Source organism: Oceanobacillus timonensis, assembly GCF_900166635.1.
Taxonomy (GTDB): Bacteria; Bacillota; Bacilli; order Bacillales; family Amphibacillaceae; genus Oceanobacillus; species Oceanobacillus timonensis.
On the sequence record NZ_LT800497.1, the window covers coordinates 3,023,406 to 3,043,415 of the forward strand.

General features: G+C 39.3%; 19 protein-coding genes and 1 riboswitch. Of the genes, 8 read left to right on the forward strand and 11 right to left on the reverse strand.

The genetic code is table 11. The features are described from left to right. Positions 1–95 precede the first annotated feature (95 nt). Entirely contained in the window at positions 96–3,413 is a 3,318-nt protein-coding gene (gene dnaE, locus B7E05_RS14805; RefSeq protein ID WP_080874929.1) for a DNA polymerase III subunit alpha, read from the reverse strand. Between the two features lie 226 nt (positions 3,414–3,639). On the opposite strand from dnaE, the gene ytrH reads away from it, so the two are divergent. Together ytrH and ytrI are read left to right on the forward strand one after the other, a co-directional pair. Next, a complete protein-coding gene (gene ytrH / locus B7E05_RS14810) occupies positions 3,640–3,972 on the forward strand; it encodes a sporulation membrane protein YtrH (RefSeq protein WP_040979768.1) in 333 nt (110 codons plus the stop codon). Beyond that, on the forward strand, positions 3,972–4,475 hold the full coding sequence (gene ytrI, locus B7E05_RS14815) for a sporulation membrane protein YtrI (RefSeq protein WP_080874930.1): 504 nt from the start codon (positions 3,972–3,974) through the stop codon (positions 4,473–4,475). The genes ytrH and ytrI overlap by 1 nt, the downstream gene beginning before the upstream one ends. Before the next feature lie 140 nt (positions 4,476–4,615). Here the strand turns inward: ytrI and B7E05_RS14820 are convergent, their stop codons facing one another. Continuing rightward, a complete protein-coding gene (locus tag B7E05_RS14820) occupies positions 4,616–5,560 on the reverse strand; it encodes a DHH family phosphoesterase (RefSeq protein WP_080876325.1) in 945 nt (314 codons plus the stop codon). A 110-nt stretch (positions 5,561–5,670) separates the two neighbouring features. Between B7E05_RS14820 and B7E05_RS14825 the strand changes: the two genes are divergently transcribed. Then, positions 5,671–5,964 carry a YtpI family protein gene (locus B7E05_RS14825; RefSeq protein WP_080874931.1) on the forward strand — a complete coding sequence of 98 codons (294 nt, stop codon included), beginning with the start codon at positions 5,671–5,673 and terminating at the stop codon, positions 5,962–5,964. 122 nt (positions 5,965–6,086) lie between these two features. Here the strand turns inward: B7E05_RS14825 and B7E05_RS14830 are convergent, their stop codons facing one another. The 4 genes from B7E05_RS14830 to B7E05_RS14845 all read right to left on the reverse strand — a co-directional run bounded on the left by B7E05_RS14830 (position 6,087) and on the right by B7E05_RS14845 (position 9,268). Further along, on the reverse strand, positions 6,087–7,394 hold the full coding sequence (locus B7E05_RS14830; RefSeq protein ID WP_080874932.1) for a DRTGG domain-containing protein: 1,308 nt from the start codon (positions 7,392–7,394) through the stop codon (positions 6,087–6,089). Positions 7,395–7,463: 69 nt separating this feature from the next. Beyond that, positions 7,464–7,691, reverse strand: coding sequence for a hypothetical protein (locus tag B7E05_RS14835; protein WP_080874933.1), 228 nt, complete (start codon positions 7,689–7,691; stop codon positions 7,464–7,466). Between the two features lie 127 nt (positions 7,692–7,818). Then, positions 7,819–8,505, reverse strand: coding sequence for a metal-dependent hydrolase (locus B7E05_RS14840; RefSeq protein WP_080874934.1), 687 nt, complete (start codon positions 8,503–8,505; stop codon positions 7,819–7,821). Positions 8,506–8,599: 94 nt separating this feature from the next. Next, entirely contained in the window at positions 8,600–9,268 is a 669-nt protein-coding gene (locus tag B7E05_RS14845; RefSeq protein ID WP_080874935.1) for a PspA/IM30 family protein, read from the reverse strand. A 195-nt stretch (positions 9,269–9,463) separates the two neighbouring features. Between B7E05_RS14845 and B7E05_RS14850 the strand changes: the two genes are divergently transcribed. After that, on the forward strand, positions 9,464–10,561 hold the full coding sequence (locus B7E05_RS14850) for an aminopeptidase P family protein (protein WP_080874936.1): 1,098 nt from the start codon (positions 9,464–9,466) through the stop codon (positions 10,559–10,561). A gap of 221 nt (positions 10,562–10,782) precedes the next feature. Beyond that, the gene (locus B7E05_RS14855; protein WP_080874937.1) at positions 10,783–11,211 is read left to right on the forward strand and encodes a universal stress protein; all 429 of its coding nucleotides are present in this window, start codon (positions 10,783–10,785) and stop codon (positions 11,209–11,211) included. Between the two features lie 184 nt (positions 11,212–11,395). Here the strand turns inward: B7E05_RS14855 and B7E05_RS14860 are convergent, their stop codons facing one another. Both B7E05_RS14860 and B7E05_RS14865 read right to left on the reverse strand, forming a co-directional pair. Then, entirely contained in the window at positions 11,396–12,580 is a 1,185-nt protein-coding gene (locus B7E05_RS14860; protein ID WP_080874938.1) for an acetate kinase, read from the reverse strand. 21 nt (positions 12,581–12,601) lie between these two features. After that, a complete protein-coding gene (locus B7E05_RS14865) occupies positions 12,602–13,594 on the reverse strand; it encodes a class I SAM-dependent methyltransferase (RefSeq protein WP_080874939.1) in 993 nt (330 codons plus the stop codon). 181 nt (positions 13,595–13,775) lie between these two features. Then, a riboswitch (purine riboswitch) is annotated at positions 13,776–13,879 on the forward strand. Positions 13,880–14,031: 152 nt separating this feature from the next. On the opposite strand from B7E05_RS14865, the gene B7E05_RS14870 reads away from it, so the two are divergent. Further along, on the forward strand, positions 14,032–15,348 hold the full coding sequence (locus tag B7E05_RS14870; RefSeq protein ID WP_080874940.1) for an NCS2 family permease: 1,317 nt from the start codon (positions 14,032–14,034) through the stop codon (positions 15,346–15,348). 38 nt (positions 15,349–15,386) lie between these two features. Next, the gene (gene ade / locus B7E05_RS14875) at positions 15,387–17,159 is read left to right on the forward strand and encodes an adenine deaminase (RefSeq protein ID WP_080874941.1); all 1,773 of its coding nucleotides are present in this window, start codon (positions 15,387–15,389) and stop codon (positions 17,157–17,159) included. Positions 17,160–17,209: 50 nt separating this feature from the next. Here ade and tpx read toward each other — a convergent pair whose 3' ends face one another. From tpx to B7E05_RS14890, 3 genes are all read right to left on the reverse strand, one after another. Further along, entirely contained in the window at positions 17,210–17,710 is a 501-nt protein-coding gene (tpx, locus tag B7E05_RS14880; RefSeq protein WP_080874942.1) for a thiol peroxidase, read from the reverse strand. A 94-nt stretch (positions 17,711–17,804) separates the two neighbouring features. Further along, positions 17,805–18,362: a GerW family sporulation protein gene (gene ytfJ, locus B7E05_RS14885; protein ID WP_080874943.1), complete on the reverse strand. Its 558-nt coding sequence runs from the start codon at positions 18,360–18,362 to the stop codon at positions 17,805–17,807. Next, complete coding sequence (locus B7E05_RS14890) at positions 18,359–18,925, reverse strand: DUF2953 domain-containing protein (protein ID WP_080874944.1); 567 nt, start codon at positions 18,923–18,925, stop codon at positions 18,359–18,361. The genes ytfJ and B7E05_RS14890 overlap by 4 nt, the downstream gene beginning before the upstream one ends. Before the next feature lie 230 nt (positions 18,926–19,155). Here B7E05_RS14890 and B7E05_RS14895 point away from each other — a divergent pair, with 230 nt between their 5' ends. Next, positions 19,156–19,953, forward strand: coding sequence for an NAD kinase (locus B7E05_RS14895; protein WP_080874945.1), 798 nt, complete (start codon positions 19,156–19,158; stop codon positions 19,951–19,953). Positions 19,954–20,010 lie beyond the last annotated feature (57 nt).

Below are 20,010 nucleotides of genomic sequence, written 5' to 3' on the forward strand. Positions count from 1 at the left end.
GGAAGTGTATCGGCAGCCAGCTATATTGTTTTAACCGAAGATCCATTTATATTCTTTTGCTGATGTTATTTGCACGTTCTCTTAAAAGAGAACAGTCATCTTACAATCACATTATCATTTCCGAATTTATTTTTCAGCTGCCTCATTTCCTTTTCTGTTAACTGAAGCGAGTAACTGTTTGCAAGCCGGTAAGTTTCTTTATTGGCAGGATGATACACAATTATCGGCGTAATCCCCGGATGTTCCTCCGCCAGCTGCTGCAAATAGTTTAAAACATTCCTTTTATCTTGATTCGTCATTCGGATAAATAATTTACTTGTCTCTGGTATACTTACTTCAGAGAGGTCAAAAGCGGTTATTTCTTTTATAATAAACTGCAGCTTCCTGTTCCGTTCTTCTACAACTACACGCATCCAAACCATTTGTTCTTCCTCCAGACGGTTTGAAATGTGGCGAAATAAATCCGGAAAAATGACAGCGTCCATCTTTTTATCTTCATCCGATACAGTCAAAAAGGCCATTCTTTCTTTGTTTTTGGTGCGAATCACTTTTATTTCTTCCACAACGCCGGCCGTGAAAATTTCTTTTCTTTTCCCAACAAACTGCTCCGCCTGTTTGAAAGAAAGAATGCCGTTTGCTCTTAACACATTCCGGTAACTTTCAAATGGATGATCCGATAGATAGATCCCCATCAATTCTTTTTCAAAAGTGAGTTTCTGTATCATCGTATAATCTTCTGCCTCCGTATATTCCAATGCATTTTGGAATAAGGAAGCATCTTCAAACATCCCCTGAAAAAGCTCCTTTTGTTCGAGCGCCGGCTCAATAGTGGCGATTAGGCTTGCCCGGTTGGAATGAAATGTATCAAACGCACCAGCTAAAACAAGATTTCGAATCGAGGCACGATTTACTTTTTTTATATCAATCCGCATACAAAAATCAAAAAAATTGGCGAAAGGAGCTTCTTTACGGATCTCTAAAATATGAACCAATGCTTGATAGCTCATTCCTTTAATAGCAGCTAAACCCGTACGCACCTTCTTTTTTTCAACCGTGAATTGCTGGTAACTCCGATTAATATGCGGCGGAAGCATATCAATAGCAAGTTCTTTTAAGGACTCCTGATAAGCAGACATTTTTTCAGGCTGATTTTTCGCATCCGTTAACAGACATGAAAAGAATACTTCCGGATAATGTGCTTTTAAAAAGCTGAGCTGATAAGATATTTTACTATAAGCTACCGCATGACTTCTTGGAAATCCATAATTGGAAAAACGGACAATCCAGCTAAAAATTTCACCGGCTACAGCTTGAGAGTAACCATTCTTGAGGCACCCTTCGATAAAAGCTTCTTCCTGCTGCTGCATGACGCCTTTTTCCTTCTTGCTGACAGCCCTTCTTAAAATATCTGCCCCGCCAAGGCTGAATCCGGCAATGCGATGGGCAATCTGCATAATTTGTTCCTGATAAATCAGTACACCATATGTCGATTTTAAAATCGGCTCCAAATCTGGGTGCGGATAAGTGACTGGCTCCTGCTTAAATTTCCGTCGGATATAAACAGGAATGAAATCCATCGGACCTGGACGATACAATGCATTTACTGCCACAATATCCTCGAATGAGGATGGTTTCAATTCTTTAAGAACATTTTGCATCCCCGCGGACTCCAATTGAAAGACTCCGCTCGTTTTGCCGTTTCGTAACATAGCAAACGTCTTTTCATCCTGCTCAGGAATATCTGCTAATACCTCATCCTTCTTATAGGTAAAGGCCACTCCCTTTGCTACTCTTTCTATTAACGAAAGGTTTCTGAGTCCCAAAAAATCCATTTTCAGCAGTCCTGCTGCTTCCAATTCATTCATGGCGTATTGCGTCAGATAAGTTTCCCCTGTTCCATTTGTTAGAGGAACATCTGCAACTAAAGGCCGTTCACTGATAACAACGCCTGCAGCATGGGTAGATATATTTCTTGGTAATCCCTCTAATTTAATGGCTATTGTAAACAAAACCTTTAATTTTTCAGATGTTTTCACATACACAGCTAACTCGGTTGCATCCTGTAAGAATTGTTGAATATTTCCTGGAGACACCCGCTTCATCTCTTGTAAAATATAACGGGCATCCTGTTCATGAACATCCATTGTCTTCATCAGTTCACGAAGCACAGAACGTGCAGCAAACGTGCCAAACGTAATAATCTGCGCAACATGTTCCTCCCCGTATTTGTTTCTCACATAATCAATGACTTCATCACGCCGCATATCGGAAAAATCTACGTCTATGTCCGGCATGGTCAGTCTCTGGGGATTTAAAAACCGTTCAAATATCAGATTATATTTTAGTGGATCGACCTCTGTGATTCCTAAAATATAAGCAACGATGGAGCCCGCTGACGATCCCCTGCCCGGTCCGACCATAATATGATTCGCTTTGGCAAATTGAATAAAATCAGCAACAATTAAAAAATAATCACTATAATGCATGTTTGTAATTGTTTCCAGTTCATATTCCAACCGATTCCGATGTGCTTCTGTAATCGTTTTATAGCGTTCCTGCAATCCTTTTTCACAGCATTCACGCAAATAAGTATCTGCTGTGAATTGATCCGGTGTAGGAAAAGATGGCAGATGCTGTTCATCAAAATGTAAATACGTTGTACACTTATTCGTGATTTCTTCCGTTTTATCCAACAGTTCCGGCCAGGCACGAAACCATTCCTTCATTTCCTCTGGAGAAGCAAAATGATGACCTTGGGGTAAATCTTGCTTTTTTTTAGGGGCCCACTTTTCTCCCAAACGCATTGATTGCAAGCAATCATAAGCAAATACATCTTGTTCATCCAAATAAAAAACATCCAGCATAGCAACATAGTGGAAATCGAACGCTTTCCATATTGGCAGCTGATGCCATTCGGCATCCAGGCCAATATAAAAATTGCCATCCTGAAAGCAGGATTCGGCTTCTTTCAGCTGCTGAAAGAGCAGCGCTTCATCCATTTCTGCAAGATTATTATTTACTTGTAAAAATGATTTTCCAGGCAGTATGCCAATGACGCCATCTGTATATGCAGCAAGCTGCTTAACGGGTAGCTTATCGAGTTGGCTGGTTTGCAAATAGGTACTTAACTTTAACAACTGTTGATAGCCTGTCTTATTTTGGGCAAGAACAATAATCGGATGACCCTGCTCATTTTCTTCCATTTGTAACGTCACAGTCATCCCGATAATCGGTTTAATCCCTTGGCTTATACAAGCTTTATAGAATGAAACGGCACCATAAAGAACAGCCTCGTCTGTTAAACATAAGCTTTGATAATGATACTTTTTTGCTTTTTGAACAAGCTTTTGTATAGAGATGGTGCTCTTCATTAAACTATAACCGCTTTTCACTGATATATGTGTGTACGTCATTCTACCCGCCTTCTTTCTATACCTATTATAACAAGATAGTACATATGTGCCTATTGATTTTGTTTTTTAACGTTGGAAGCGGAATGTAGCTATTCAGATAAATCCTGAAATATGATACATTCTTATTTTTCATATCCCGGCTGCTTCCTTCATAAGATAGAATATAGCACCTCCAATTACTAGGGTGGCCAATTATAAGACAAGCAGTATCGTAAGGAGTGTCTGTATGGAGGAACGTTTTTTCGCTGCATTTATTCATTGTTTTTTCATTGCTTTAGGGGTTATTATCGGCGGTTCTATTATTGGAAGCATTGGCGATTTCGCTACCGGAGATGCTGCGCTGACCTCGATGAACCGCATCGCAGAACGCTTAAGAATTTGGGGGATAGTCGCTGCCATTGGAGGTACCTTTGATGCTATCGCCAACTTTGAAAGAGGGTTATTTGATGGTACGCCTATGGATTTAATCAAACAAATATTACTCATTCTATCCGCAATGGGCGGTGTAAAAGTCGGCCTGATTATTATTCAATGGTTTTCGCAAGGAGATGTTCCCTGATGCATATTCCTCCTTATCATAAAAAAACAAGCTGGCAGCTTATTTTTGTCGGATTCTTTTTTGGCAGCATCCTTTCCTATATCATCTTTATCTATATGTACGAAACCATGTACGAAGAATTATTACAAGAAAATATTGAATTATCCAATGAAGTAACCGAGTTAGAACAGACAAACGAAACGCTTTTAAAAGATAAAGAAGATTTAAGCGAGCAAAACAAACAGCCGCTCACCATTTCCAAAATCACCGTCGAAATCGAGGATCCGGAATCCATGCGAATTGATTTACTCATGCAGGATCAGCTGGATGCGTTAATCCGTGAAGAGATAAATCATGTTATCGGCGAGGAAGTAGAACTTGTATCGCGTTCTGATAAACTGCTAATCGCGGCGATTGAAAACAAATCCTTCACGCTCGATAGCATGAGCTATCAATTCACAGTCAAACAAATTGTCTTTGGACCAGATCTAAAAATCATTGTTTTACCAGATTCTGTGAGGTGATATAGATAGAGACGTTGCTTGTTACTACAACGATTCAAAGAACATTCTAAGGTGTTATGCCTTCCATCCTATTTTGCTCATAACACCCTTAGAAATGAGTAAACTGAATCTATTCTAACGGCCCCGGATACATGATTGCTTTACACATATTCCCTGCATACTTTTTCTAAGTCAGCTGCTAAATCATTTGCCTCTTCCCATGAATACACGGTTGCACCGGAAGCTAACGGATGTCCCCCGCCGTTATACATACCTGCTACCTGATTGATAGTAGCACCTTTGGAGCGGATACGTACACGGATTTGATTTGCTTCCTCAATAAAAAAGACCCAGGCCTTCATTCCTTTCACATCTGATACTACCTGCACTAATTGATTGGATTCTTCCACGCTGACATTATATTTTTTCAGTAATTCCGTTGTTAATTTAATGACACACAACCCATTCTCGGATAACTGAAAATGCTGTAAAATATAGCCGCTCAGCCGTAAAACCTTCTCTTCTGCCTGATATAACCCATCGTACAGCGCTGTCCGGTCAAAATCAAAACGAACCAGCTCTCCGGCATATTGAAACGTTTTAACAGTTGTGCTCGGAAATTTAAATCGGCCTGTATCTCCAACAATTCCTGCATATAACAACCGGGCTGCTTCCTTATTTAAAGCCCATCCTCGTGATTGTGCCTCTAAAGCAAGCTCAACAATCATTTCCGAGGTGGAACTGGCATCCGTAGATACCCATTCTGTATCCCCGTAAGAATCTGTAACCGGATGATGATCAATTTTTATCAGCTGATCACCTGTATGATAACGTTCATCATCAATTCGCGGCTGATTCGCCGTGTCACAGACAATCACCAGGCTTCCTCTGTAGACATCATCGGGCACGTCATCCATCTGTGCTAAAAAGGTTAACGAAGAAATATTCTCCCCTGTGGCATACACTTCTTTTTCAGGAAAAGAATGTTTGATTAATGCTTTTAAACCCATCTGTGAACCAATCGCATCCGGATCAGGTCTGACATGCCGGTGTATAATAATTTTTTTATTTTCTTCAATCGCTTTAATAATTTTTGTTTTTTCCATGACAATCTCCTTTTCAATATCTATTATAACCATGAATTCTCCTGGATTAATCCTTTAAAAAACGGTACAATGAACATAGAATTTCAGATTATGTAATTAGGAGCGTTTACATGGTTATTTTCCCAATAATAATTATCATTTCAGCTGTCTTTTATATCTATTATAAAGTAGCAATCCTGAAAGAGAAAAGTACATTAACACAAAAATATTTCAATGGCAGAGCCAGATCCTGCCTGGGAGCATTTTTGATAGCTTTTGCCATTAACCAATACGCACTCTATCTCACACAACTCAGTTTGTTTATCGGGCTTGTTATCTTTATTTTTGGAGTCATGCAGCTTATCCGAGGCTTTAAGGAAGCACATCATTATCAAAAAGAGTGGAGACGATTATACCCAGAATAAAGTCGTCTGTTGAAAAACAACTGGAATTTGATTGAATCCAGTTGTTTTTCATTTGATTTCGCCTGCGTTTTCACAATCTGTCAATATCCTCTTTTTTCTATCCCTCATTTTTTATAAATCCGTTAACGATTAATTAACTGAGCCATAATTAACGACCTGCCAACCGTTGTTTGTTCATGAATGACTTCTACATCTATTTTCGCATATAAACGGCCGACATCCAGCAGCGTCGGTTTAACCTGTAACATGCTGTCGATGGGTACAGGTTTATTGAAATAAACCGTAATGTTTTCAATCGAGATTTCCGCATCTTTTTCTATTTTCATCATTTTTTCGCATGCTTCGGCAATTAAAGCTGTAAATACACCATGCGATAACGTTCCTAAATGATTGGTCATTTGCGGTATAACATGCGCTTCAAATAAACCATCTTCATTTGGCATCTCTGACATATTCGTAGCAACAATATCCTCGATGGTTTCTCCAACTTGAGGCTGCCTCTGGATTTGCTGCATTGCCTTCAATACATCCTGCCTGGAAACAACACCTTTCAGTATTTGCGACTCGTCCACTACTGGAACAAGTTCAATTCCTTCCCATACCATCATGTGCGCCACAGAGGCTAAAGACGTTTTTTCCTGAACGACAATAGGTTTTCGACTCATGATACGATCAACAAATGTACCTTGCTCTTTTCCAACAATGTCACGTGAGGAAACCATGCCTACAACTTTCATGCGGTCATCTACTACTGGAAATCGTGTATGGGAAGAAACCTCATTATTAATATACCAATCTTTGACCTGTTGTTTGGTTGTTAAATAATAGGCCGATTCAAAAGGTGTAGCAATATCTCCAACAAAAACAATTTCTTTCTTTATTAATTGATCATAAATGGCACGATTAATCATTGCTGCAACTGTAAACGTATCATAACTTGTTGAAATAATGGGCAGTTGTTTTTCGTTGGCAAGCTGTTTTATAGAATCATCTGTATCAAACCCTCCAGTAATAAGCACTGCCGCTCCAGCTTCTAAAGCAAATCGATGCACTTCAAGGCGATTCCCGACAATTAATAACGAATCTGCCTGTGTATAACGCTTTATTGCGTTCAATTGCATGGCGCCAATGACAAATTTGCGGAGTGTTTTATGCAGACCGCCTCTACCGCCAAGTACTTGTCCATCTATAATATTGACAACTTCGGCAAAGGTCAGTTCTTCAAAGTTATCCTTCTTTTTCTTCTCAATCCGGATGGTTCCTACCCGTTCAATCGTACTGACAATCCCTTGATTTTCAGCTTCTTTGATTGCCCGATAAGCAGTTCCATCACTCACATTCAATTCCTTTGCAATTTGGCGGACAGATATCTTGCTGCCTACTTGCAAGGATAAAATATGTTGTAAAATTTGTTCATGCTTCGTTGCCATCTGCCATCACCTTCCAACTGTACTATATAAAACATATTAGTTTTATTATACAATTGGTACAGCTAAAACTCAATGGCTGCGCAGTTTCTTTTTATTTATTCCCTCCTGTTCCATAACTGGAGGGCGAGACATTTTTAATAGTGTTGCAAAATTGGCAGCTATAAAGACAAATGCAAATAACAACCAGCAACCCCAAAACAAAAATTCCAATGAGCTGGAAGATTGCGGAATTCTCGGCCAGGCAATGTAGATAAAAAAAGCAACTAATAACAATCTTAAAATAATATTGGTTTTCAAAACGGCATCCTCCTTTTTATAAGTGTATGAGAGATGCTTGTTTCTATGCAAAATAAAACCGCAGAGCTGTATGACACACTGCGGTTTTATTCTGCATCAATCTATTTCAGTTGTTAGTAATGTGCTTTTAAGAGGATAACGTAATTGTTTCCCCGATTTGCATTACATGTGCATTACCAGCCTTCACTTTAGACGCCCAGGCTTCCGCATCCTGCACAATTGGCGGGAATGTATTATAATGCACAGGAACAACTTTCTTGGCATTTACCCATTCAGCTGCAAGCAATGCATCAGTTGGTCCCATTGTAAAATTATCACCGATTGGAATAAAGGCAATATCAATGTCATTTAATTCACCATACATTTTTAAATCGCTAAATAACGCTGTATCGCCTAAGTGATAAATCGTTTTGTCATTTACAGTAAGAAGTATTCCTGCGGGCATACCGCCGTAAACGACTGATCCATCCTCTTCATTATAGGCTGATCCGTGAAATGCCTGAGTCAATTGTACTTTGCCAAATTCAAATTCACGGGAACCGCCAATATGCAAAGGATGTGTGTTTAGTCCTTTTGACGCAAGGTGATTAGCAAGTTCTGTCGGTGCTACAACGAGAGCGTCATTATTTTTAGCTATTTCCTCTGTATCTCCGACATGATCATTATGGGCATGAGTCAGCAGAATCACATCTGCTTTTTCTGTACTAGGATTTAAATCACATGCCTCATTTCCATTGATATACGGGTCAATAATGATACGATGGTTTCCGGTGTCTACTTTTACTACAGAATGTCCATGAAAAGATACTTTCACTTCAAATCTCTCCTTTTACATAACTTGAATGATTATTAGGTTTTGTATTGTGTCTTCCCGTTATCAGCTAATTTCATGCATCTTTTTTTAAAAGTTATTTTTTCAATTTCTTTTTCAATTCAGCCAGTTCATCATCCACACCATTATTATTTTCCAATGCTTCAAATTCATCGTCCAGTGTGCGCGCACTTTCATTTAAATCTTCTGACGTTTCGGCTTCCGCTTCATATTGAAGTACTTTTTCTTCCATTCTTTCAAATCCTTGGCGAGATTGATCGCTGCCGATAGAAGACATCGTACGATTCATTTTTGTTTTTGTTTTTGCAGATTCTGCACGTGCCTGCAAGGAATCTTTCTTCAATTTCATTTCTTGGTATTCTTTTTTCATTTCCGATAATTTTTCTTTTAAAACTTGCACGTCCCCATCTGCACGCTCCCAGGAAGATTGCAGAGATGCATACGATTTTTCCTGATTTCTTTTATCTTCCAATGCCTTTGTTGCCAGCTCGTCATTATCTGCTTCTACTGCTTTTTCAGCTTGTTCCTGCCGCTTTTCCACCATTGCCTTTGCATCATTTGCTTTACGCTTCAGCATTTTTTCATTGGCCATCTGTTTCGCTACAGCAGCTTCGACATCTTCAATATCCTTGCCCATATCCCGCAAGTACTGGTCTAACATCTTGACAGGATCTTCCGCCTTATCAATCATTGCGTTCAGTTCGGAACTGACAATGGTTTTCATTCGGTTAAAAAATTGAAACATACAAATCCTCCTCTTGGAATAAGTAATAGTATTGTACGGTTCCTGTACAATAAGAAATACGATTGATTTCGCAAAAAGTTTCATTTTTATCGGATTTTTTCTTAATATCTGCTATAATTTTTTAGAGAATACAGTTGTGAAAATCCGTCATGTTGGCAGATTAGTTATACAAATAGATTAGGAGGCAAGAAAATAATGACAGATAGAATGAATCATTTATTTGCTGAGCTTAAAAACAAACAAGCAGACAGTTGTTTTATCAGCTCCAAAGCAAATGTATATTATTTAAGCGGGTATTACACAGATCCGCATGAAAGGGTTATTGGGATTATACTTATCGATGGCATCGATCCGATTTTCTTACTGCCTAAAATGGAAGAAGAAGATGCCAGAAATGCCGGCTGGGAGCATCTAATCGTGAGTTATTATGACCACGAAGACCCTTGGCAGACACTGCAGGCTTACTTGAAAAAGCAGGAAAAAAACCCGTCTGTGTTGGCTGTGGAAAAAGATCATTTAACAATCCGCCGCTTCAACCAGCTTCAAGAAATCTTCCCAAATGCAACATATATTGATGCGACAGATACCATTCAAAATCTGCGGCTGATTAAATCCAAAAAAGAACATGAGTATTTAAGAACTGCTGCAGAGTTAGCTGATTTAGGTATTAAAACCGGCGTGGAAGCATTAAAAGAAGGTGTCTCCGAATTAGAGGTTGTTGCTACGATTGAGCACACTTTAAAAAAACAAGGAATACGTGAAATGTCATTCCAGACAATGGCATTATTTGGTGCGAAAACAGCTTCTCCACATGGAAATCCGGATAAAACAGCCTTAGAGCAAAACAGTCTTGTTCTTTTTGATTTAGGTGTGATTTATCAGGGATATTGCTCTGACATTACACGGACAGTTGCTTTTGGAGATATTAATGAGGAACAGAAACATATATATAATACAGTACTACAAGCAAATGAGAAAGCAATTGAAGCAAGCAAAACGGGGACTGCTGTCGGCGAACTTGATAAAATCGCAAGAAATTACATTACCGAACAAGGATACGGAGAGTATTTCACACACAGGCTTGGACATGGGTTAGGAATCGAAACACATGAATTTCCTTCCATGCACAGCGAAAATACACTTCCTATTGAGCCGGGAATGTGTTTTACCATTGAACCGGGCATTTATGTACCAAATGTGGGCGGCGTAAGAATTGAAGATATGCTGTTCACAACAAACTATATGCCTTTAGAACTGACAAAATATCCAAAAACATTACAAGTGATTTCTTAATGCATCTTTCTAATAACATCATTTCCAAGCCCTGGTTCGACAACCAGGGCTTTTCTTCATTCCGTGAATGCCACTCACATCGTTGTCAAGGTTTTTCGTATAAAAATCAGCTATTCATTTTATTTTTTGACTATTTTCCGAATGTTAATGTAATTGCAAGGAATTTGTTTGTAACGCTTTCAAAATAGGTATATAATAATAATAGAAAGGGGAGATGAATCATGGAATATACAAATATTGTTGTTGCAGTAGACGGATCTAAAGCTGCTGAAAAGGCATTCAGCCATTCACTCGATATCGCTAAAAGAAACAATGCCCGCCTCGTTCTTGCACATGTGGTGGATTCCCGTACTTTTTCCACAGCTGAAGCATACGACCGTTCTTTATCAGAAAGAGCAGAAACCTATGCAAAAGAATTACTAGATGATTATGTGGAACAAGCTGAAGCAGCCGGGATAACAGATATTGTCCGCTGCATTGAGTACGGATCTCCTAAAGTAAAGATTGCTAAAGAAATAGCTGGTAATTTTGAAGCTGATTTAATTATTTGTGGTGCAACCGGAATGAATGCTGTCGAGCGTTTCCTGATTGGAAGTGTCTCTGAAAGCATTACAAGATATGCAAGCTGTGATGTGCTTGTTGTCCGCTAAAACGGAAGCACCGCTCGAGAAAACGCTGGTTTCCTTTATTAAAAAATGTATCAAAAAACCTTTTCCCTAAAATTTTTACGGGAAAAGGTTTTTTTAATCAATACTTAGGAATATCTTCTATTTTTTAGTCTCCAGTAAGGAATGATATATCAAAACCAACTACAAACGTTATTATAGCAAAAGTTTATTGACTTAAACGAACCGTATCCCGGGCAATCATTACTTCCTCATTTGTCGGGATTACAATAACTTTTACCGGAGAATGCGGATAGTTGACGAACTGTTCTTTTCCGCGCACGTCATTCAGTCTTGGATCCCAGTAGATACCCATGAATTCCAATCCCTTAAGAATTTTTTCACGGATGTTAACGCTATTCTCTCCAATACCAGCAGTGAAAATAATAGCATCCACACCGTTCATTTTCGCTGCATATGATCCAATATATTTATGAATTCTTCCTGCAAATACATCCAGCGCTAATTCTGCACGGTGGTTTGTGTCCGCCTGGCTTTCAATATCCCGCAAATCACTGGAGAATCCAGATAAAGCCAGCATCCCGCTTTCTTTATTTAGTACATGCAGGACTTCATCCACTGTTTTACCAGTACGTTCCATAATATAAGGAATCAAGGCCGGGTCGATATTGCCGGATCTTGTCCCCATGGTTACTCCGGCAAGTGGTGTGAAGCCCATGGAAGTATCAATGGATTCGCCATCTTTAATCGCCGTCACACTAGCTCCGTTACCAATATGGCAAGAAATTAAACGAAGACTTTCCAGCGGTCTGCCGATGAGCTCCGCTGCACGCTCAGATACATACTTATGGGAAGTCCCGTGGAAACCATATTTACGAATGCCGTAGTCTTCATAATAGTTTCTTGGCAAACTGTACAGGTAAGATGATTCCGGCATTGTTTGATGGAAAGCTGTATCGAACACCGCTACCATCGGAACATCTGGTAAAATTTCTTTAAAAGCATTGATTCCGGTTAAGTTTGCCGGGTTATGCAACGGAGCCAGTTCAGACACTTCTTCAATTTTTTGAATCACTTCATCATTTAATAGGACAGAATCAGAGAAGAATTCTCCTCCATGGACAACACGATGCCCCACCGCATCGATTTCTTCAAATGATTGAATAATATCTTGTGAAATCAAAGCATCCAATAGCATTTTTACTGCTACACTGTGATCAGGGATGTCTGTAACGGTCTTGTCCTCCTTTCCCTCTGCCTCTATTTTGAAAATAGATTCCGGCATACCGATTCGTTCTACAATACCGATTGCAGCTACTTCTTCTTCCGGCATTTTAATTAACTGGAATTTTAAAGATGAACTGCCGGCATTAATTGCTAATATATTACTCATTGTTATTCCACTCCTATATTCTCAATTCATCCTGTTTGGATAAGATGTAAACCATTGGTTGATTTGTTTAATAATATCTGCCATCGCCTGGGCATTCTTAAACGAAGGTAATTGAACAAGCAGTGGTTGCTTCGGTTCCTTTGTACCCTCTCCTTTTTTCTGAAGGATTAATATACTTTTCGCTTGGTTTTTTGACTTAAAAGAAGTTTCCGGCAAGCGGATAACACCGACAATATGTGCGGTTTCCTGTAAAAAGACATGCAGCTTGTCCGACTGGTCACTATCAAATAAAAATTCGGGGATAACAGCCAGAAAGTATCCGCCATCTTTTAAATATTTCAAGCTCTGCTCAATAAACAAATGATGCGAATACGAATGTCCTTCCTCCGCCTTCAGTTGATATTCTTCTGCTGTCACATCATCCGGATAATACCCTACTGGCAAGTCGGTAACAACCATATCTACAGGCTCAATCAAAAAAGGCCGTAAACTGTCCTGTTGATAAAAACTGATTTCTCTTTTCTGTAAATTGGCATTTAATACAGCCAGTTCAATTAAAGTCGAATCGACCTCCGAAGCATATGCTTTGAAAGGATTTTCCAATTGATTCAGCACAATGGTTAGTAAATTGGCTGTTCCTCCGGCCGGGTCAAAAATACTGACCTGCCCTTTTTTATCAATCAATTTATTTGCTAAATAACTGATTAAGAAACCAACGGTATCAGGTGTCATTAAATGCTGCTGTTGTGCCGCACCCTTCGTTCCTTTTAAAACAGCAAGGCTGAGTGCTTTTCGATACGTTTCTGCATCATATTCTTCTTCATTGAACGTTTGAACCGGTTTGGTTATCTTCTGTTTCGTTACATCGTCCAACGCTTCCTGCGCGCTATCATCTATCATGATATTTAAAGCTATAATCAAACTTTCCAAATAGATTTCATTCTTTGTATTTTGTATTATTTCAGTTACTTCATCCATACATTTAAATAACTTCTCTACATTTGATTGCTCCATGGCATGTCCTCCAATCCAATCTAACAACTTACTATTTTAACAATACTTATACCAGATGTAAAAGGAAGTTCACTGGCTTGTGTTTTTAAGTTAACGGGTCATCCGGAAAACACGAACATTATCCGTCATTTCTCTTTCAACGTTCATTTTTATATTGAATTTTTAATCGTTGTCTGCTATAGTAGTTGAAGTGTTTTTAACTCGTATATTCTCAGTAATATGGTCTGAGCGTTTCTACCTGGTTCCCATGAAAGAACCGGACTACGAAGTTAAAGTCTATGATAACATTTTCTATTTCCTTTTGATTTACATCAATACATTTCTGTTATACATAACTTTAGCTGTTAAAGTCCGGAAAGGTAAGTTTATCTTATTTTCCGGACTTTTTTCATTTTAAGATGTTCATTCAACTACTATTCAGAAGGGAAGTTCTATCCATGAAGTTTACAAATAAACTCAATCAATTTTTTCATTTATCCGAGCATAAAACAGATACACGAACAGAGCTGACAGCAGGATTAACCGTATTTATGACCATGCTTTATGTGTTGATCATTGTTCCTGGTATGCTAGAAGAAGCAGGAATGCCTATAGGCCCTATTACGGTATCTGTTATTCTAATGACAGGAGTCATCACCATTCTTATGGGTCTATTCAGCAACCGTCCTTTTGCGCTTGCTCCTGGACTCGGATCTGTTGCATTTTTATCTGTTACACTGGTTCTGGCAGAAGGAATACCTTGGCAAACAGCAATGGGTATGGTTTTTATCTCAGGTATATTATTTGTACTTTTTACCATTTTTGGTTTAAGACAAATGATTGTTCGTCTTATTCCGCCGGCCATCAAATTATCTATCGGTGCAGGTGTCGGTTTATTTATTGCCCTTATCGGTTTCCGTAATGCTGGACTCGTTGTCGCAGATGAAAGTGCGAACTCTCTGCAATTGGGAGATGTCAGTTCCCCTAACGCAATCTTGGCACTTATCGGTTTTCTTATTATGAGTGTCCTGCTTGCCCGTAATGTTCGAGGGCATTTATTAATCGGTATTGTACTTGTGACCATTATTGGTATTCCAATGGGCGTCACACAATTGCCAGACTCTATCTTTTCGTTACCGGAAAGTCCTGGGCCGGTATTATTTCAATTAGATATCATGGATGCATTAAAGGTTGCTTATTTCCCATTTATGCTTGCCTTTTTTGTTCCCGACTTTTTCTCCACCCTTGGGACAATGCTGGGTGTGGCAGGTAAAGGGAATATGTTGGACAAGAACGGCAACTTGCCTAATATAGACAGACCTTTTATGGTAGATGCAGGCGGGACTACTTTAGGTTCTTTCTTTTCCGTCCCTGTCATGACAACCTATGTGGAATCTGCAGCTGGTGTAGAAGCAGGCGGACGCACCGGATTAACTGCTGTTTCTACAGGTATCCTATTTTTAGCAACTTTATTTGTTACACCGATTATTATGATTATTCCTACAGAAGCAACCGCACCGGCATTGATTTTAGTCGGATTAACGATGCTTTCTTCTGTAAAAAATATTGATTTCACCGATATTACCGAATCACTCCCGGCATTTATAACCATCGTTATTACCATATTTACTTTTAATTTCGGAAATGGTATCTCAGCTGGTATTATTATGTATGTTGTTGTCAAAGCTTTCTCAGGAAAAATAAAAGAAGTACATCCCGGACTGTTTATTTTAATTATTCCATTGGTTATTTATTTTATAACCTTAGCGGAATAAAGAAACACAATAGGAAATTCACAAGGAGGAAAAGAATAATGAAATATAGTCGCAACCAAATTGTAGCTGCAGCACGTGGAGATATAAAAATGGATTTAGTTATCCGGAATGCACAATTAGTGAATGTCTTTACCGCAGAAATATATACAGCGGACATCGGTATCAAAGAAAATCGATTCAGCGCCATTGCCGCTTATGAAAATGACAAACCTTCTTTTCCTATCGAAGGAGAAAAAGAACTAGATGCAAAAGGAAAATACGCTATCCCAGGATTGATTGACTGTCATGTGCATATTGAGAGCACAATGGTTACGCCGGATATGTTCGCCCGTGAAGTTTTGCGTAATGGAACTACTACGGCAGTCATTGATCCTCATGAAATTGGCAATGTACTTGGCAAAGAAGGCGTTGAATATATGGCAGCTGCCAGCAGAAACCTGCCGGTGCAAATCTTGCTTACCATCCCATCCTGTGTACCCGCTGTACCAGGTGTGGAAACAGCCGGCGCTTCGTTTGGGCCGGAAGATATTGACGAACTGTTAGATTTGCCAGAAGCAGTCGGTATTGCGGAAGTCATGGATTATGTCGGAGTCATTAATCAAGATGACCGCATGGCTGGCATTGTCGAAGCTGGCTTGAAAAAAAATATGTTAAATGAAGGACACTTGCCGAGAGTGTACGGAAAAGAATTACATGCCTATCTGGCTGCCGGCGTAAACACAGATCACGAAAGCCGTAAATCGGATGAAATTATTGAGAAATTAAGAGCTGGTATGCTTGTTTATATCCGCGAATCCAGTGTCAGCCAATTTGCTGATATTGCAGCGGAAGCATGGAAAACAGTTCCTTACGCTTCGAATATTGCGATGTGTACAGATGATGTGGAACCGAGTGATATGCTGAAAAACGGACAAATGAGCCGTGTCGTGCGCCGCTGTATCGAAGAAGGAATTCCTGCACCACTCGCTGTTCGTTATGCGAGTTTAAACGGAGCTGCCCGTTTTGGATTAAGAGATCAGGGTGCGATTGCTCCTGGATATATCGCCAGCTTCTCCCTTGTCAATTCCATTGACGATATGGATATCAATGATGTGTTTGTAGAGGGAAAACAGATGGTAAAAGAAAAGCAAGTAACAGAAACAATTTCAAGTGAAGTGCCGCCATTATCCAAAAATACCGTGTCCATTCCGGCATTAACAGAAGCAGATTTTCAAATCACTGCTCCTGTACAAAACGGAAAAGTAACGGTGAATACAATGGAGATGCTTCCCATCGGAACAACACAAAAAAGCACAGCAGAACTGGAAGCTGTTAATGGTGTTATTTCTTCCCTGCCGGATGATTATTTGTATGTTTCCGTAACAGGAAGACATGGGCAGGGCAGAAAACCATTTGTAGGCATATTGAAAAACGCCGGATTAAAAGAAGGGGCCTACGCGACAACCGTTGCCCACGATAGCCACAACTTGGTCATTGCAGGAAAAAACACAAAAGATATGCTTTTAGCAGCAAAGCAATTAGAAGCTTCCGGCGGTGGACTTTGCCTTGTATCTAACCAAGAAGTTAAAGCACAAGTAAACCTGCCGATAGCCGGATTAATGGCAGCAGAACCTGTAGAAGAACTTGCACCAAAAATTGATGCTTTTAATCAAGTAGCAAGCTCGATGGGTGTAAAGGTTGGCAGACGTTCACCTTCTATGGCCTTATCCTCTTTAACCTTGTCAGTCATCCCTGAAGTACGAATAACAGATATAGGCTTACTGGATGTTGCGTCTCAAGAATTCATTCCATTATTTAAAACGGAAAAATAAACTGAAAAAAGCATGGCTCCTGCGCAAGGGCCATGCTTTTGTTATCTTCTTTATTTTGATTTCAGATGTTCCAGTACTGCATCATAATCGGGATGATCTGAGACTTCGGGAACATATTGCACATAAGTAATTTGATTATTTTCGTCCACAACAAAAACAGAACGGGCTAATAATCGAAGCTCTTTAATAAGCACACCGTATTTTTCCCCAAAATCTGCAGAACGATGATCAGATAACGTTTCAACGTTTTCTATTCCATTTGCCCCGCACCAGCGTTTTTGAGCAAATGGTAAATCCATACTAATGGTAAGTACAGACACATTGTCCAGACTAGCTGCTTCTTCATTAAAACGGCGGGTCTGTTCAGAACATACGCCAGTATCTAAGGAAGGCACCACACTGATTAATTTCACCTTTCCATCATAATCAGCCAGCGACTTCTCCGATAAATCATTTGCAAGTACGGTAAAGTCAGGAGCGTTATTTCCTACTTTTTGTTCATCTCCTAATAGTGTAACAGGTTCTTGTTTAAATGTAGCTTGTCTTGTCATGATATTTCTCCTCCCCTTCTTTACAATTCTGATTCCATTTCTATTATGGGGATTGGGCGATGAACTGTCCAATTATAGCTACTATACAACCTGACTAAATTTCAAAACGGGTAAGAATAGACTCCAGGTCTTCTTTCTCTTTGTCTTTCTTCTGATCTGTCTCTTTCTCTTTTTCTTCCTTCGCTTCATTTTCAGGCGCTTTTTCCTGCTCTTTTTCCTCTTTTTTATGCGTTAGCGGTTTTTGTTCTATCTTACTTTCATCATGCTTTTCTTTTTCTGACTTACCCGGACGCTGCAGCAATTCCGGAATTAAATCAATGATTTTTTCATATAGATGTGCGTGCTGGTCCATATGCACCAGCTCCATATTCCCTTCTTTCAGCACCAGAAAAGCAACGGGCGTGATAGACACACCACCGCCACTACCTCCTCCAAATGGAATTTCATGTTCTTCTACTTCGTTTGACTGCAATTCAGCCGGCATAAATTCACTTCCACCAGCTGCAAATCCAAAGCCTACTTTTGATACCGGAATAATAACTGTTCCATCGGGGGCTTTTAAAGGGTCACCAATAATTGTATTTACTTCCACCATTTTTTGTATACTCTTCATTGCGCTGGACATTAAGCCTTCTATCGGATGTTCTGTCATTTTCTAACCTCCTTCATTTTTAAAGCACGTATGATTCCGAGAATAGTTTTTCCTAAGCGGAAGGAAATCATACATGAAAAACGGGTCTCTAAACTGCTGTTTTTAAAATCAGGCTGCACTTGGATTTGTGGATTTTTGCTGAACTCCAAATGTTGTCCGAGATAACCAATTAACCAGCCTTTCAGGGCCCAGATTGTTCCACTGAAAACAGATGTGGTAAAAGCGTTCCCTGTCCCCCCGCGGGTCAGCCATTTGAACTCGAGCACTTTAAATTCTTTTAATAGAGCTGGAAGCCGTAATTCCTTTAACAAATGGAGTTTGCCCTTGCGCAGAAGTTTATAATAATCCATATATCCCTTTCCCATTTCTATCTGGTCAGCTTCCGGCAAATGCAAATGCTTTTTCTTTATGACACACCATTTATAAAAAAAGACGGAAATCTGCAGCTCTTGCTTGTCTGGAAATTGATAATGCATTTGAATTGCCCATTTACTTTGCAGTAAAAAGGCAAAGATGAATATAATCCCTGCAATAAGAATCAAAATAAGGTATACACTATTCATTAATCAGCTCTCCTCTGCAGTCTTTCACTATCTGTTCAAATATCTTTAGAGATATACTGCTTAAAAAATGTTAAGATAAAAGAAAGGCTCTTCACCAAAAGAAAATAAGATTTTATTTCTAAAAGCTACCATCTCTAAGAAAAACAACCGGAATATTCCAGCTAGCTGCCATCAAGAAACAGAGCTTAACAGAAACTGATATCGTCATCCTATTTATTGGAGGTTATCCTATGCAAAATCGGAATAATATTTTCTTTTATTATCATCCCCGACAAGAAGGGAAAAAAACAGATTATTTAAAATCACTTGCCGAACAAAATGGGCTGCATGTTGTTCACGACTCTGAAAATGCATCGATTATTGTCAGTCTAGGCGGAGATGGCACCTTTCTTCAGGCAGTCCGCAAAACAGGTTTTCGTCAAGACTGTATCTATACCGGTATTACTGCCGATGACCAAATTGGATTATACTGTGACTTTAGTATAACCAGATTTGAAGAAATGATTGATGCAGTGAAAAATAATAAAATTGAAGTTCGTCGGTTTCCAACTATAAAAGGGAGTATCAATGGCGAGAAGACTTTCTATTGTTTGAATGAGGTATCTTTACGCTCCAGTATTATTAAGACAATCGTTATCGATGTCAGAATAGATGAGGATCATTTTGAAACATTCCGTGGTGATGGCATGGTTGTATCCACTCCAACAGGAAGCACCGGTTATTCCAAATCCGCACGCGGCGCAGTCATTGATCCATTGCTTTCCGGATTCCAGGTTTCTGAAGTTGCTTCTCTAAATAATAATAGTTATCGGACCCTCGGTTCTTCTTTTATTCTTAGTCAACACAGAAAACTGCAATTGAAAGTCATTCAAGATGGAAATGATTATCCTATTATTAGTTTGGATAATGAAGCGTGGCCTGTTCAGCGGATTCACAAGGTGGATATTGAAATGGATGATACCGTAATAAAAACCGTAAAAATGACAAACAACACCTTCTGGAACCGCGTGCAACGTACTTTCTTATAAAGAATGTTTCAACACAATTAAAAGCTGCCTCCGCATCAGCAGAGGCAGCCAGCCAAT